At 63.6% G+C, this 13,436-nt stretch carries 14 protein-coding genes and 1 pseudogene; 6 read left to right on the forward strand and 9 right to left on the reverse strand.

Features of this window, described 5'->3' with window-relative positions; all coding sequences use genetic code 11:
- Positions 1–5: 5 nt before the first annotated feature.
- Positions 6–950 carry a 4-hydroxy-3-methylbut-2-enyl diphosphate reductase gene (ispH, locus tag OKW35_RS19530; protein WP_090808097.1) on the reverse strand — a complete coding sequence of 315 codons (945 nt, stop codon included), beginning with the start codon at positions 948–950 and terminating at the stop codon, positions 6–8.
- Between the two features lie 376 nt (positions 951–1,326).
- Between ispH and hpnC the strand changes: the two are divergent.
- Together hpnC and OKW35_RS19540 are read left to right on the forward strand one after the other, a co-directional pair.
- Positions 1,327–2,197, forward strand: a pseudogene (hpnC, locus tag OKW35_RS19535) (squalene synthase HpnC).
- The gene (locus tag OKW35_RS19540; RefSeq protein ID WP_429552905.1) at positions 2,197–3,369 is read left to right on the forward strand and encodes a glycosyltransferase; all 1,173 of its coding nucleotides are present in this window, start codon (positions 2,197–2,199) and stop codon (positions 3,367–3,369) included. Before hpnC ends, OKW35_RS19540 begins: the two are co-directional and overlap by 1 nt.
- Before the next feature lie 91 nt (positions 3,370–3,460).
- Here OKW35_RS19540 and OKW35_RS19545 read toward each other — a convergent pair whose 3' ends face one another.
- A complete protein-coding gene (locus OKW35_RS19545) occupies positions 3,461–4,027 on the reverse strand; it encodes a hypothetical protein (protein ID WP_184057731.1) in 567 nt (188 codons plus the stop codon).
- A gap of 134 nt (positions 4,028–4,161) precedes the next feature.
- Positions 4,162–5,172: a hopanoid-associated sugar epimerase gene (hpnA, locus tag OKW35_RS19550; RefSeq protein ID WP_429552906.1), complete on the reverse strand. Its 1,011-nt coding sequence runs from the start codon at positions 5,170–5,172 to the stop codon at positions 4,162–4,164.
- Positions 5,173–5,310: 138 nt separating this feature from the next.
- Here hpnA and OKW35_RS19555 point away from each other — a divergent pair, with 138 nt between their 5' ends.
- Positions 5,311–5,604, forward strand: a complete 294-nt coding sequence (locus OKW35_RS19555) for an acylphosphatase (protein WP_429552907.1) — start codon at positions 5,311–5,313, stop codon at positions 5,602–5,604.
- A gap of 103 nt (positions 5,605–5,707) precedes the next feature.
- Here the strand turns inward: OKW35_RS19555 and egtD are convergent, their stop codons facing one another.
- A complete protein-coding gene (egtD, locus tag OKW35_RS19560; protein WP_429552908.1) occupies positions 5,708–6,691 on the reverse strand; it encodes an L-histidine N(alpha)-methyltransferase in 984 nt (327 codons plus the stop codon).
- 560 nt (positions 6,692–7,251) lie between these two features.
- On the opposite strand from egtD, the gene rarD reads away from it, so the two are divergent.
- Entirely contained in the window at positions 7,252–8,148 is an 897-nt protein-coding gene (gene rarD / locus OKW35_RS19565; protein ID WP_184057740.1) for an EamA family transporter RarD, read from the forward strand.
- Between the two features lie 14 nt (positions 8,149–8,162).
- Here rarD and OKW35_RS19570 read toward each other — a convergent pair whose 3' ends face one another.
- Positions 8,163–8,702 carry a DUF962 domain-containing protein gene (locus tag OKW35_RS19570; RefSeq protein ID WP_429552909.1) on the reverse strand — a complete coding sequence of 180 codons (540 nt, stop codon included), beginning with the start codon at positions 8,700–8,702 and terminating at the stop codon, positions 8,163–8,165.
- A gap of 100 nt (positions 8,703–8,802) precedes the next feature.
- Here OKW35_RS19570 and OKW35_RS19575 point away from each other — a divergent pair, with 100 nt between their 5' ends.
- Positions 8,803–9,510 carry a Crp/Fnr family transcriptional regulator gene (locus tag OKW35_RS19575; protein ID WP_429552910.1) on the forward strand — a complete coding sequence of 236 codons (708 nt, stop codon included), beginning with the start codon at positions 8,803–8,805 and terminating at the stop codon, positions 9,508–9,510.
- On the opposite strand, the gene OKW35_RS19580 is transcribed toward OKW35_RS19575, so the two are convergent.
- The 3 genes from OKW35_RS19580 to OKW35_RS19590 all read right to left on the reverse strand — a co-directional run bounded on the left by OKW35_RS19580 (position 9,507) and on the right by OKW35_RS19590 (position 12,393).
- A complete protein-coding gene (locus OKW35_RS19580; protein WP_184052781.1) occupies positions 9,507–9,824 on the reverse strand; it encodes a hypothetical protein in 318 nt (105 codons plus the stop codon). The genes OKW35_RS19575 and OKW35_RS19580 overlap by 4 nt on opposite strands.
- A gap of 240 nt (positions 9,825–10,064) precedes the next feature.
- Complete coding sequence (locus OKW35_RS19585) at positions 10,065–10,427, reverse strand: hypothetical protein (RefSeq protein ID WP_429403902.1); 363 nt, start codon at positions 10,425–10,427, stop codon at positions 10,065–10,067.
- A 148-nt stretch (positions 10,428–10,575) separates the two neighbouring features.
- Positions 10,576–12,393, reverse strand: coding sequence for a putative bifunctional diguanylate cyclase/phosphodiesterase (locus OKW35_RS19590; protein WP_429552911.1), 1,818 nt, complete (start codon positions 12,391–12,393; stop codon positions 10,576–10,578).
- Between OKW35_RS19590 and OKW35_RS19595 the strand changes: the two genes are divergently transcribed.
- Positions 12,379–12,624 (forward strand): hypothetical protein, encoded by a 246-nt coding sequence (locus OKW35_RS19595; RefSeq protein WP_429352782.1) that lies wholly within the window; start codon positions 12,379–12,381, stop codon positions 12,622–12,624. The genes OKW35_RS19590 and OKW35_RS19595 overlap by 15 nt on opposite strands.
- An 86-nt stretch (positions 12,625–12,710) precedes the next feature.
- On the opposite strand, the gene OKW35_RS19600 is transcribed toward OKW35_RS19595, so the two are convergent.
- Entirely contained in the window at positions 12,711–13,436 is a 726-nt protein-coding gene (locus OKW35_RS19600) for a GGDEF domain-containing protein (protein WP_184057746.1), read from the reverse strand.

A 13,436-nucleotide genomic window follows, 5' to 3' on the forward strand; every position in this document is an offset into this window, starting at 1 on the left:
CCTCCTTAAACTTCGCGTGCAGCGAGTGGTTGCATCAGTTTCGATGGCAACTTGAATTCGACTTTTTCTTCACGGCCCGCCATCGTCGTGACATCGACGGGCCCCAATGCGCGTAGCGCATCGATTACGTTTTCGACCATTTCTTCGGGCGCCGACGCGCCGGCCGTGATGCCGACCGTGTGCACGTTGGCGAACCATTCCGGCTTCACTTCAGAGCCGTCGGCGACGAGGTAGCTCGCCACGCCGCTCTCGCTGCCGATTTCGCGCAGCCGGTTCGAGTTCGAGCTGTTGGTCGCGCCGACCACCAGCAGTACATCGACCTCTTTGCTCAATTCGCGCACCGCCGCCTGGCGGTTCTGCGTTGCATAGCAGATGTCGCGCGTGTCGGGACCGACCATGTCGGTAAAGCGGCGCAGCAGCGCGTCGATGATGCCGCGCGTGTCGTCGACCGACAGCGTGGTTTGCGTCACGTAGGCGAGCGGCGCATCGACCGGCAACTCGAGTTTCGCGACTTCTGCCTCGCTCTGCACGAGCAGCACCGTGCCGGGGATCTGGCCGATCGTGCCTTCCACTTCTGGATGGCCGGCGTGGCCGATCAGGATCAGCGTGCGGCCGGCGGCCACGTACTGACGACCTTGTACGTGCACCTTGGTCACGAGCGGGCAGGTTGCGTCGAGCACGTCGAGGCCGCGCGCTTCGGCATCACGTTCGACGGTTTGCGCAACACCATGCGCGCTGAATATCGCGACGGCACCTTGCGGCACTTCATCGAGTTCCTCGACGAAACGCGCGCCCTTCTGGCGCAGATTGTCGACCACGTGACGGTTATGGACAATCTCGTGGCGGACATACACGGGCGCGCCGTGTTGCTGTAACGCACGATCGACGATTTCGATTGCGCGGACAACGCCCGCACAAAAGCCGCGGGGCTGAGCAAGGATGACTCGCATAAGTTGGCGAACTCCGACTAACGCGGGTTTCGAAGAAGTCGTGAAACTGACTTTATCGCCGCGCCCATCTTGATTAGTTGACGTCTTGAGCCCCGGCGACCGGCCGGTACAGCAAAACCAAACGCGCATTCTAACGCTATCGGGGCCACTTTGCTTTTTGCTGCGGCCCGTGTGTTGGCCGCTTGCCGCACCCGCTGGGCCGTGCGGAGGACCGGGGCGGCGAGCGTTACAAAGATGTAAGGAGTCAGCGCGGGATTGCCTCTTAACGCGCCCGACCATGACCGCACACTGCACCGTCACGGCGGAACCCTTAAACTACCGATCCTTGCCGCGCGGACATCGCGCCGTATTACAGAATGGTTTCGAGGCTCGCTGGATGGACGTCGATCAGCACGAAAACTTTCCGATCGCGAGCGTGTTGCTGCCTAAGGCCCTACGCGCGCCTGTCGGTATTATCTATCAGGTCGTGCGCACTGCGGCCGATATCTCCGCCGAAGGCCAGTGGAGCGCCGCCGAGCGGCATGCCCGGCTGGCCGATTTCCGCGCCGGGCTTGACGCGATCGCGCAACGGCGCGCCGCGCCCGTGCATGCGCTGTTGTTCGGCAAGCTCGCTGGCGTGGTCGCGCAATACGAGCTGCCGCTCGAACCGTTCTACGATCTGCTCGAGGGCTGCGCGCAGGACATCGATACGAATCGCTATGCGGATCGCGCCGCGCTCGTTGACTATTTATTGCCGCCGCTCGGCGCATCCGGTCGGGCATCTGCTACTGCATCTGGTGGGCGCGGCGACGCCGCACAATCTTGCCGATGCCGACGCGATCTGCACGGCGTCGCAGCTGATCAGCTTCTGGCTCGACGTCGCCGCCGACTGGCAACGACAGCACGTGTACCTGCCGCAAGCCGATTTGCGCCGCTTCGGCGTGACCGAGGCGCAGCTTGCCGATGGTGTCGTCGACGATGCGTGGCGCGCGTTGATGGCGTATGAAATCGCGTTCGTGCGCGCCACGCTGGTCCGCGGCGCACCGCTCGCGCTGCGCATGCCGGGGCGGCTCGGCATCGAGCTGTGCGGCGCGGTGCATGCAGGCCTTCGGTTTCTCGAGCGCATCGAGCGCGCGGATTACGATGTGTTCCGCGCGCGCCCGGTCCTCAATCTGTTCGACTGGTGCGTGGTGGCGGCGCGCACCCTGAAAATGCGACTATCCAGACGCGTCGGCATGGCGGCGCGCTCCATCGAGGGTAATGCTTAATGGCGGCGGTCCTGTTCGTTCTTTCGTGTGTTTCCCTGCTGATCTGGTGCGTGCTGCTGTTCGCGCGCGGCGGCTTCTGGCGCGCGCGCCCCGCCGCGCCGCTGGCCATCGCGGCGCGCGACGCATGGCCGGCCGTCGCGGCCGTCGTACCGGCGCGCAATGAAGTCGACGTGATCGCCGAGGCGGTCACGTCGCTGCTCGAGCAGGACTATGCAGGCGCGTTCCACGTGATCGTCGTCGACGATCACAGCATCGACGGCACCGCCGACGCCGCGCGTGCCGCAGCGCTGCGGCTGCAATGTCCGGAGCGCCTCACCGTGCTGAGCGCGAAGCCGTTGCCCCCAGGCTGGTCCGGCAAGGTGTGGGCCCAGTCGCAGGGCATCGAGGCGGTGCGCACGCTCGATCTGCCGGCCGAATTCCTGTTGCTGACCGATGCCGACATCGGCCACCCCTCCGAGGCGTTGACGCAGCTCGTCGCGCGCGCGGATGCCGAAAAGCGCGACCTCGTCTCGCTGATGGTCCGGCTGCGCTGCGATTCGTTCTGGGAAAAGGCGCTGATTCCGGCCTTCGTGTTCTTCTTCGCGAAGCTGTATCCGTTCGCGTGGGTCAACAATCCACGCAACCGCACCGCGGCCGCGGCGGGCGGCTGCATGCTGGTGCGCCGCGCGGCGCTCGAGGAAGCGGGCGGCATCGAGTCGATTCGCGCCGAGCTGATCGACGATTGCAGCCTTGCCGCGCGCATCAAGCATCGTGGCACCGGCCGTCATCCGATCCGGCTCGATCTGGCGGCGAAGAGCGTGTCGCTGCGTCCCTACGATAGCTGGCGCGACATCTGGAACATGATCGCGCGCACCGCGTTCACGCAGCTGCGCTACTCGCCGCTGCTGCTCGCGGGCACGCTCGTCGGCATGGCGATCATCTATCTGTTGCCGCCGGTCGCGGCGTTGATCCTCGGGCCGCTCGGCTGGCCGGCCTGGATCGCGTGGGCGGCAATGTGCTGCGCCTATGCGCCGATGCTCGTCTACTACCGGCGCTCACCGCTGTGGGCGCCGTTTCTGCCGCTCGTGGCGCTGTTCTATGTCGGCGCAACGTTCGCATCGGCGGTGCGCTACTGGGGTGGCAAGGGTGGGCAGTGGAAGGCGCGCGTGCAGGCGCCGGTGCAGGAGCGCTGAAGTCTGTCGATGGCCGATGCGCTCGTCGGATGCAGAAGGCGGACGTAAAAAAAGCGGCTCCTGGCCGCTTTTGTTATGTACGCGCGTTTCATCACGCGTTCGTCAGCATCATGTACATCTGGATCACGATGTCCGGCGAGAACGTGAACGGCACCCAGCCGTGGCCGGTGTGGCGCATCACCAGCAAGCGGTCGCCGTTCGACTGCTTCTGCACGGCCATCATCGGATTCTTCGTCGAGACAAATTGCCAGCCCGGCGGGATGCCTTGCGGCTGCTCCGGCGTCATCGACGCCCGTGCGTTCGACAGTTCCTCGATCAGCCGGCCGATCTGATCCGGGCGTAGCGCGACGGTCTGGTCGCCGATCGTCATCGTGATTTCGTCGCGCGCGGGGCGGTTGATTTCGAGCGTCGGCTGGAACTGCGGGGCGGCCGGCTTATCGATCGCTTCGGCGTGCGTTTCTGCGTTTGCTTCGGTGCTCGCGGGCTGTTCCGCTGCTGCTTGCGCCGCTGCTTCGTGCGCGGCATGCTCCACCGCCGCGGGCGATGCCGCAGCGTCAGCGCTTGTCTCGGGAGTGTTCTCGGCCTGCGTGGCCACGACAGCCTGAATGAGCTGGTCGACGCCCATTTCCAGCGCGCCGAGCTGTTCGTGAAGATTCATGCGAGGTTTCTCAGGTAGGACCCGCGATTTTACCCGCTGCGAGCGGGCTTGGACCCGTCGCCGGCGCGGGACTTGTAACAAAATGCTTACGGCCGCTGTTCAGCCCTTCACTTAACCGTTCACTTATCCCTTGATCACCGCTTCAGATACCCCGCCTGCCGGAACCATTCGAGCGCATCGGCGAGCCCCTCGCGATAAGGCCGCGCCCGATACCCCAGCTCGCGTTCCGCCTTCGCCGACGTGAAATACATCTTGTTCTTCGACATCTTCAGTCCGTCGACGGTGACGAAAGGTTCGCGCTTCGTGAATTTGGCGACCGCTTCCGCGCCCATCGCGAGCGGATACAACGGCCAGCGCGGCAGGCTCAGTGTCGGTGCCTTGCGGCCGGTCAATGCCGCGATATCGGCGAGCATCTGCTGCAACGGCAGATTTTCGCCGCCCAGAATATAGCGCTCGCCGATCTTGCCGCGTTCGAGCGCAAGGAAATGACCGGCGGCGACGTCGTCGACGTGCACGAGGTTCAGCCCCGTATCGACGAATGCGGGAATCTTGCCGAGCGCCGCCTCCAGAATGATGCGCCCGGTGGGCGTCGGTTTCACGTCGCGCGGGCCGATCGGCGTCGATGGATTGACGATCACCGCGGGCAGACCGTCCTCGGCGACCATGCGCTCGACCGCGCGCTCGGCGAGCACCTTGCTGCGCTTGTAGACGCCGATCGCCTGGTCGGCGCGCAGCGGCGAGGTTTCGTCGGCGGACTGGCCGGAGCTCGTCACCTTCAGCGTGGCGACGCTGCTCGTATACACGATGCGTTCCACGCCTTCCTTCAACGCCGCGCGCATCGTCGCCTCGGTGCCTTCGAGATTCGCGCGCTCGATCTCGCCGGGGTCCGGCGCCCACAGCCGATAATCGGCGGCCACATGTAGCAGATAGCGCACGCCGCGCAGCGCGTTGCGCATCGATGCTTCGTCGCGCATGTCGCCGACGACGATTTCCGCGTCGAGCGATTCGACGTTCTTGCGCGGACTCGTCGCGCGCACCAGCACGCGTACGCGAAAGCCCTTGCTCTGCGCGATGCGCGCCACCGACGAGCCGACGAAGCCGGACGCGCCGGTCACGAGCACGAGATCGCGATGCTGTTCGGTCATTCTGTTTCCATTTCCTGCGTGACGGTCGACGGATTGTACGTGGCGCGCGCAAAGGATGGGCGTTGCCGAGCGCGCTCGCCGCGACGCGACTAGAATGCCGGCTTGAAAGACTGTCTGGCATGAAAAGGAGGTAGCGGCATGGTCCCGGATCTGGACGAGCGGATCGAAACGTATTACGCGCGGGTGCGCGGCACCGTGCAGGGCGTTGGCTTTCGCCTTGCGACGGTGCGCCAGGCGCACGCACTCGGCATCAAGGGATGGGTCGCAAATCTCGACGACGGTTCGGTCGAGGCGATGTTGCAGGGACCGGCCAATCAGATCGACCGGATGTTGTCGTGGCTGCGTCACGGACCGCCGGCGGCGCGCGTGACCGAAGTGAGCGGCGAGGAGCGCGCGACGGACAGGCGTTACGAGCGCTTCGAGCAGCATTGAGCTCAAGCTGCGCGAGTTAAAAAAGCGGCGCGCCGTCCAGAAGAGGGCGCGCCGCTTTTTCGTTTATGCCTTTATCGGCCGTTATTTGCCGCGTGGTCAGCGCTTACCGGGCCACCAACAAACTCTCCGCGAATCCCCACTCATCCTCGATCCATTGATGGCTGCACACGAAGCCGGCGTCATCGGCGATCGCGGGCAATTCTTCCGCGCGATACTTGTGGCTGCTTTCGGTCCAGATCGTCTCGCCTTCCTTCAGCGACACCGTCAGCTTTGCGGCGCGCACGTGAGCGGTGATATCGCGCTTCGCGCGCAGATGCATCTCGATGCTGCGCGCGTCCGGATTGAAGCGCGCGACGTGCTCGAACTCATCGAGCGGAAAGTCGCCGTCGAGTTCGCGGTTGACGCGCGCGAGCAGGTTCAGATTGAACGACGCGGTCACGCCGATCGCGTCGTCGTAGGCTGCGACCAGCACCGGCGTCGGTTTGATCAGATCGGTGCCGAGCAGCAGCGCGTCGCCGGGCGCGAGCATGTTGCGGATCTCGCGCAGAAAACGCGTCGCCGCGAGCCTGCCGAAGTTGCCGATCGTGCTGCCGAGGAACAGCACGAGCAAGCGGTCGCCGGGCGCGCGCTGCCGGCTCACTTCGGCGAGACCGGCCAGATAGTCGCGCTCATAACCGACGATCGAAATCCGCTCGATGTCACCGAGTTCGCGCCGGCACAACTGCAACGCACTGCGCGAAATTTCAATCGGGCAGTAGGAAGTAGGGCGTTTTTTACACAGCGCCTCGAGAATGCGCCGCGTTTTACGGCCGCTGCCGCTGCCTAGTTCGGCGACCGTGACGTCATGCGGCAAATGCTCGACGATGTCGGCCGCGTGCTTCGCGAGCAGACGTTCTTCGGCGCGCGTGACGCCATATTCGGGTAATACGGTAATCACTTCAAAAAGTGCGGAACCGACCTCGTCGTACAGATACTTCGACGGCAGCTCTTTCTGCGGCGTATGGGTGAGGCCGGCGTACACGTCGGCGGCGAAGGCGCGACGCAGTTCGGAAGGCGAGTTGCTGAGCGATAGGGCTGGCTGGGTCATGCTGGCTCCAGTAGTCACATTCGATGAGCGGGATTGCTGCCGGGCGGTGGCATGCGCGACGAAACGCAGTTGAGGCATGCCGTGGGCGAGATGCGCGGGCGGTGATTCGTGGCGGCCTGACAGACTGCGCTCGAGGCTGCATTCGCCGACCCGGCTCGTGGGTGCTGCTCGTTGCGTGCCGCTGTGGACGTCGTTGTCGCGAGTGGTCCGGCCACAGCGTGCAAAACTTGGGTAGCAAGATTCGCGCGAGGCGAGGACGAACCGGAAATGGCTTCGCCGGCCGCGGCGCACGAAGTTATGTTCTAGTGCATCGACGCGCGACGCGCACGACTAATTGCAGCCGACTGACGAAAAAGCGCAAGCCCGTTGGCGAATAACCCGTCTAGAATGCCCGTTTTCCTACGGTTTTGCACCGCCGCTTCAGAACGACAACGCAGCGTCTGCCGCTTTGCCCGCGTGGCCGCCTGCTCACGAGACATCATATTCATGACGACAACGAACGCCGCGAGCCTGCGTCGCGCGCCGCAAGCCCACGCGTCACACCGATCCCCGACCGCGCAATGAATCACAACGACTTCAGGCGCGGGATCGCATTGTCGGTCGGCGCGTCGGCGATGTTCGCATTATTGTCCGCTTACGCGACGCTGCTCAAACCGCTGTCGGGCCTCGACATCTTCGCGTGGCGCATCGTGTGGACCGTGCCTGGCGCGCTGCTGCTCGTCGCGGTGCGCAAGCGCCTGCCGATTCTGCGCGCGCTCGTTGTCCAAATGATGACGCAGCCGAAGCTCGGTGCCGCGATGGCCGTGGCTGCGGGCCTGCTCGGCGTACAGCTGTGGCTGTTTCTGTGGGCGCCGCTGCATGGGCGCATGCTCGAAGTGTCGCTCGGCTATTTCCTGCTGCCGCTCGTGATGGTGCTGGTCGGGCGCTTCCACTATCGCGAGCGGCTCGACGCGTTGCAGTGGCTCGCGGTCGCGTGCGCGGCGGTTGGCGTCGCTCACGAACTGTGGGTGACGGGTGCGTTCTCGTGGCCGACGCTCGTCGTCGCGCTCGGTTATCCGCCTTATTTCGTGGTGCGTCGTCAGATCAATCAGGATTCGCTTGCGATGTTCACCGTCGAAATGGCGTTGCTGCTGCCGGTGGCCGCCGTGTGCATTCTCGGCGGCGGCTCGCTGCAAGCAATCGCCGGCCGCGCCGAAATGTGGTGTCTGCTATTGCCGGGCCTCGGTGCGTTGAGCACGCTCGCGCTCGCTTCGTATCTGAAGGCGAGCCGACTGTTGCCGGTCGCGTTGTTCGGCATCCTCGGCTACGTCGAGCCGGTGCTGCTCGTGTTCGTGTCGATCACGCTGCTGCGCGAAACGCTGAGCGTCGCGCAACTCGCGACCTATGTGCCGATCTGGATCGCCGTCGCGCTAACCGCGCTGCACAGCGTGCGCTTCGTTCGGTTCGCGTCGAACTGAACTACGGCGCTCGCTCAGCGATGCGCGTCGGGCCGCTGCGGATCGATGCGCGTCGGGCCTACCTCAGCCTCGATCGCATCGCGCAGCTCGGGACGCCAGCCGACACCGAACAGCGCTTCGGCGAGCACGAATAGCGGGCCGATCAACAGGCCGATCACGTCGTCGACGAATGCCGGCTTGCGATGTTCGTAGGCCACGTGGCCGACGAACTGGAACACCCAGCCGACCACGAACAGCCCAATGCCGGTCGCGAGCCACACGAGCGTCGTTTGCGCGGCGATCCACTTGCCGAACGCGACGCAGAGCGCCGAGACGCAGGCCATCAGCACGCCGAGCGGGACGTCGAGCGCGAGGTAGTAGACGGTCGCCGCCACGAACAGCAGCCACGCCGGCGTCAACGTGACCGGGAACATCCCGGCGCCAAACGACGGGCGGCTCAGCAACACCGCGAGCGCGAGCACGATCATCGGAATGCCGACGAAGTGCGTGGCGATATTGCGCCGGTCGCGATGGTAGGCCGCGTATTGCGTCAGTTGCTGCGTCAGCGTTCTCATCAGGGCCGCTCCTGTGTCAAAGTCAGCATAATCGCGGGCAGCGAATTTTCAAACCATCGGGTAGCCGACAATCAGCAACGACCGTCCACGGATACCGTCCATGACAGCGCGTTTTTCATCGAAGGAGCTTGCCGGGCTGCTCGAGCTCAGCGCGTGGTTTCGCGCCGCGCCAGCCGAGCTGCGGGTGCAATTGCTCGACGCGGGGCGCGTCGAATCTCTCGCGGCAGGTCAGCGGCTTTTCACGCGCGGCGCTGCCGACGACGGCCTGTACTGCGTGCTCGACGGCCTCGTCAGAATCGGCGCGGCGAGTTCGACCGGCAAGGAAGCGTTGCTCGCGGTGATCGAGCCGGTGAACTGGTTTGGCGAGATCGCGCTGTTCGACGATCGATCGCGCACCCACGACGCCTATGCCGAACGCGATACCGCGCTGTTTCATGTGCCGCGCGCGGCGCTCGCCGCGTTGCTCGAGCGCACGCCGGCTTACTGGCATGCGTTCGGTCTGCTGCTCGCGCACAAGCTGCGTCTGGCGTTCGAGGCGATCGAGGAAGCCGCGCTATTGCCGGCCGCACCGCGTGTCGCGCGGCGCCTGTTGCTGATGGCGGGCGGCTATGGCGAACCCGGCGCATTGCGCAACGTGCTGAAGGCCCCGCAGGAAGACCTGGCGATGATGCTCGCGTTGTCGCGGCAGACGATCAATCAGGTGCTCAAGCACTTCGAGACGCAGGGCGCGTTGAAGCTGCGCTATGCGGAAATCGAAATCGTCGATGCCGACAAGCTGCGTGAACAGTCTCTCGTCGAGCGCATTTAACGCGCGCTCGGGTGGCTGACGCGACGTTTCAATGGACCGATCGTCGCGGCGGGCAACGTGGTGAGCAGCATGTGCAACGTGAAGTGGAGATCTTCGCGCGCGATGTCGAGTTGCACGCGGTCTTCTTCGCGCACGGTTTCCGTGTTGATTACATAGACGCCGAGCGGCGAATGAAGCAGTGCGCGCAAGTGAGCGTGCGGCAGCGTCACGAGTAGAGCCGCGCGCGCCGACGGAAACGCAATGACGTTGCTGTGTTGAACCTGCTTGCTGGCAGGTTGCGGCGAGAGCTTGTCGAGCGATTGGGTAAGAGCCATGTGATGCGGCGTTGGTGCGACGCGATGGTGAATTGGAACAATTCGAGAGTAGTCGTCCGCGAGTAAAGACGGTGCAAAAATTCGCGCGTTTGTCGGCAAAAAGATACGACGGGGAATGACACGCGGCATAAAAAAGGCGAGTCATAAGACTCGCCCTCCCCGTACGGCACAGTCCGGCTTCGATCAACTTCTATTTGAACAGCACCTGCATGGCCGGTCAGCGCCGAAACCGATCACGTGTTATTGCGTTTTGGTCGTGTCGGCTTGTGCGCCGTCGGCTTTCGCCGGGGCAGTGCTGGCCTCTTTCGCACTCTCCGTTTTAGTCTTCGCGGCGCTCGTTTCGGCGGCATTTTTGGCCGTGGACTTGTGGGCCTTCTTCGTATGGGCGGAAGTCTTTTTCACGTGCTTTTGCGTAGCGGCTTCGGCAGGCGCTTTCGTTGCGGTCGCGCCGGCTTGTACCGCGGTGCTTGCCTTCAGATTCGCCTGGCCGGTGGCTGGCAACTGCGTGGTTTGCGCGGGTTGTGCGGCAGACGGTGCGGTCGTTTGAGCAAAGGCGGTCGACACGAGCAGTGCGGAAGCAACAGCGGCGAAAAGCGTCTTCATGATGTGACTCCAGGTTGAATCGGTGGATTCGTTTGTCGCGGCTGAATCATTTCAGCGCTGCCGGTTTAACGTAGGGCGGAATACAGAAGTTGACGCCGCGCTGGTGACAAAACGTAAGTAGTGCGTCAGCGCGGATACATGTTGCGACTCACAAAGCGAATCCCCGAAAAGGCGCCACGCTCAATGAAGACGCGACCGCGGTCTTGCCGAGCAATTGCGCTAAAGCCTCCGGCGAGACCGCTGGGCTAAACAGGAAACCCTGGGCCACCGTGCATCCGTGACGGACCAGAAACTCGCGCTGGACATCGAGCTCGACCCCTTCAGCGACGACATCGAAGCTCAGCGTTTCAGCAATCGCGATGATGGCAAGCGACAGAGCTTCGAGTTCCTTGTCTCTGCCGATTTCGCAAACGAAGGCGCGATCGATCTTGATGCGGTCGACGCTAAAGCGTTTCAGATAGCTGAGGCTCGAATAACCGGTGCCGAAGTCGTCGATCGCGATGGACACACCGAGTTCGCGCAGTTCGCGAAAAGCCCGTTGCGCTTCTTCAGCGTTGCGCATCAACGTGCCCTCGGTGACTTCGAGCTCCAGCAGTTCGGCGGGCCAATGGGCATCGTCGAGTGCCGAGTGCACTACGCCTGGAAGGTCCGCCCGTTCGAGTTGAAGTGGCGAAACATTGACCGATATGCGCACGGGCGGAAGCCCCGAGCGTACCCATGCGCTCGCCTGCAGACACGCCTGCCGCAATACCCACGTGCCGATGCTCTGGATCAGACCGGTTTCTTCGGCAAGCGGGATGAAGACGGCCGGCGAGACTTCACCGAGTTCGTCGTCGTGCCACCGCAAAAGTGCCTCGGCGCCGACGATGCATCCGGTTTTCATGTCGATTTGCGGCTGATACGCCAGATACAACTCATTGGCTTTCGCCGCGCGCCGCAGTCGCGTCGTGAGCCGCAACTTACCGGCGGCCGCCCGGCTCAGCTCCGGTTCGTAGAATTGATAGCCGTTTCTCCCGCGCGATTTAGCCACGTACAACGCGGCATCGGCATTTCGCGTGAGCAGTTCCGGCTGGGCGCCGTCTTGTGGAAAAGTACTGACGCCGATGCTTGCTTCGAGATAAAGCTCGTGCTCGCCGATGCGATACGGCTCGCTCATCTCGTGAATCAGCGTGTCCAGCATTTCGGTGAGTTGCTTCGCGTCGGCCCGTTCCGCGACGATGACGAATTCATCGCCCCCGTAACGCGCGACGAAATCCGTCGCGCGCAGCAGACGCTGAAGCCTTCGCGCCACGGCCTGTAGCAGCAAATCGCCAATGCGGTGTCCGAGCGAATCGTTGACGTCCTTGAAACGATCGAGATCGAGGAACAGGACGGAAACGTTCTGACCTGTCGCTGCCGCGCGGACGAGCGACTCTGAAAGATGTTCGCCGAGCAGCACCCGGTTCGGCAGATCGGTCAGTGCGTCGTATCTGGCTTGATGCTCGAGTCTTGTGAGCGAACGACGAAGATGCGCTCCAATGCGCCCGTTCCAGTGAATCAGCGAAAGCAGCAACAAGGCCGAAGCGACGCCGCAGCTCAACAGCATGCGCGTAAACCACTTCCCATCCAACGAGGATTTGCTGACGACTAAAGCGACCTTGGCGTCGGCCGCGAGTCGTACGTCGACGACCCGCTCGAGAACGCTATAGAAATAGGCGTCGATTTGTTCGAGTCTGGGGTCGCCCACTGCCACACTGCCGGGATGTTCCGCGATCTTGCGCGCAAGACCAAAGCTCAGCTCGCTAAGTCTGCCGATCATGTCGTCCAGATCCGACAGCCTCGATATGCATTCCTGATTCTCGCTGCAGCTCTCGCGCGCGTCGCGCGTCAACGCGAGCAGTTCCAGCATCGGAAAGCTATAAGCGGCGCGGTCGTAAAGCGGCACCGTTGCGATCGAGGTGTAGAGCGTCGCATGCTCATCGAGCATGACTTGCTGAACCTGGTCGAGGTCGTGGCGCAGCCGCCCGGAAGCCTGGATCGTCCGAAGCGAACTGTCCTGCTCGCTGCTCTGGCGGATTGCGAGGAAGGTACTCGTCGCAATGACAGCGAGAATGGCAAGTACGGCTATGACAGTACCGGCTTTGCGCGTTGCTTCCTGTCCCAAGGCCCTTCCCTTTCCGTCGACCCGGCGCGGGCGAACACCGACCCGCCCGGATAGTGAATGTTTAGGTGGCTGCATGACTTGCCTTAGGGCGCTCCGGATCTGCCTGTAACGGACGGCGCGCGATGGGTCTGCTTATCCGCCTATCGATCGGCAAATTCCACGCGGTTGCGCCCGCTTCGCTTGGCGCGGTACAGAGCCGCATCGGCGAGGCCATATGCGGTGTCGAAACAGGTTCCGACCTCGTTGATGCTGACGCCAAAGCTGGCCGTGATGCGGCGCTCGACGGGTGGAACGACCAGCGAGTCACCGATGGCTTCTCGCATGCGCTCGGCAAGAATGGCACCGCTGGCCGGTTCATGACCGGGCAGCAGGACGGTGAACTCCTCACCGCCCACTCGCCCGATGAAGCCTTGTTCCCCGACGATTCTGCGCAGACAATCGACGACCCCCGAAATGACCGCGTCGCCGGTGGGGTGGCCGTAGTCGTCGTTGATCCGCTTGAATTCGTCGATGTCGAGGATGATCATCACCGCGCTGCTGATGCGCAAGACCTTGGTGGTCCGTTCGATCACGGCACTGCGGTTCAGTACGCCCGTCAACGCGTCGTGCGATGCGCGATACGCCAACTGCTGGGCCAGCGCCTGCATCTCGCGTTCGGCCCGGTCGCTGCGGCCGATCAGGCGCCGTGTCTCGCGCATCAGGCGCTGGAAGTGCTCGATCAGTTCGCCCAACGACTGGCGATACTCCGCGGGGTCCGCATCGATGATCGAATGCATGGCCCGAGCCTTTGCCAGCGCGGTGCTTTCGTCCTGGAACAGATCGGGTGCGCCACCCGAGGACACGTCAAGGGAAGAGGTCGAACGCAC

The sequence above is a fragment of the Paraburkholderia sp. MM5477-R1 genome (assembly GCF_050436385.1).
GTDB classification, from domain to species: Bacteria; Pseudomonadota; Gammaproteobacteria; order Burkholderiales; family Burkholderiaceae; genus Paraburkholderia; species Paraburkholderia tuberum.

Excerpts from the sequence above, each read along its gene's own strand:
- ispH (WP_090808097.1), bottom strand. The coding sequence starts at position 950 with ATGCGAGTCATCCTTGCTCAGCCCCGCGGCTTTTGTGCGGGCGTTGTC.
- OKW35_RS19540 (WP_429552905.1), top strand. The coding sequence starts at position 2,197 with ATGGCGGCGGTCCTGTTCGTTCTTTCGTGTGTTTCCCTGCTGATCTGG.
- OKW35_RS19545 (WP_184057731.1), bottom strand. The coding sequence starts at position 4,027 with ATGAATCTTCACGAACAGCTCGGCGCGCTGGAAATGGGCGTCGACCAG.
- hpnA (WP_429552906.1), bottom strand. The coding sequence starts at position 5,172 with ATGACCGAACAGCATCGCGATCTCGTGCTCGTGACCGGCGCGTCCGGC.
- OKW35_RS19555 (WP_429552907.1), top strand. The coding sequence starts at position 5,311 with ATGGTCCCGGATCTGGACGAGCGGATCGAAACGTATTACGCGCGGGTG.
- egtD (WP_429552908.1), bottom strand. The coding sequence starts at position 6,691 with ATGACCCAGCCAGCCCTATCGCTCAGCAACTCGCCTTCCGAACTGCGT.
- rarD (WP_184057740.1), top strand. The coding sequence starts at position 7,252 with ATGAATCACAACGACTTCAGGCGCGGGATCGCATTGTCGGTCGGCGCG.
- OKW35_RS19570 (WP_429552909.1), bottom strand. The coding sequence starts at position 8,702 with ATGAGAACGCTGACGCAGCAACTGACGCAATACGCGGCCTACCATCGC.
- OKW35_RS19575 (WP_429552910.1), top strand. The coding sequence starts at position 8,803 with ATGACAGCGCGTTTTTCATCGAAGGAGCTTGCCGGGCTGCTCGAGCTC.
- OKW35_RS19580 (WP_184052781.1), bottom strand. The coding sequence starts at position 9,824 with ATGGCTCTTACCCAATCGCTCGACAAGCTCTCGCCGCAACCTGCCAGC.
- OKW35_RS19585 (WP_429403902.1), bottom strand. The coding sequence starts at position 10,427 with ATGAAGACGCTTTTCGCCGCTGTTGCTTCCGCACTGCTCGTGTCGACC.
- OKW35_RS19595 (WP_429352782.1), top strand. The coding sequence starts at position 12,379 with ATGCTCATCGAGCATGACTTGCTGAACCTGGTCGAGGTCGTGGCGCAG.
- OKW35_RS19590 (WP_429552911.1), bottom strand. The coding sequence starts at position 12,393 with ATGCTCGATGAGCATGCGACGCTCTACACCTCGATCGCAACGGTGCCG.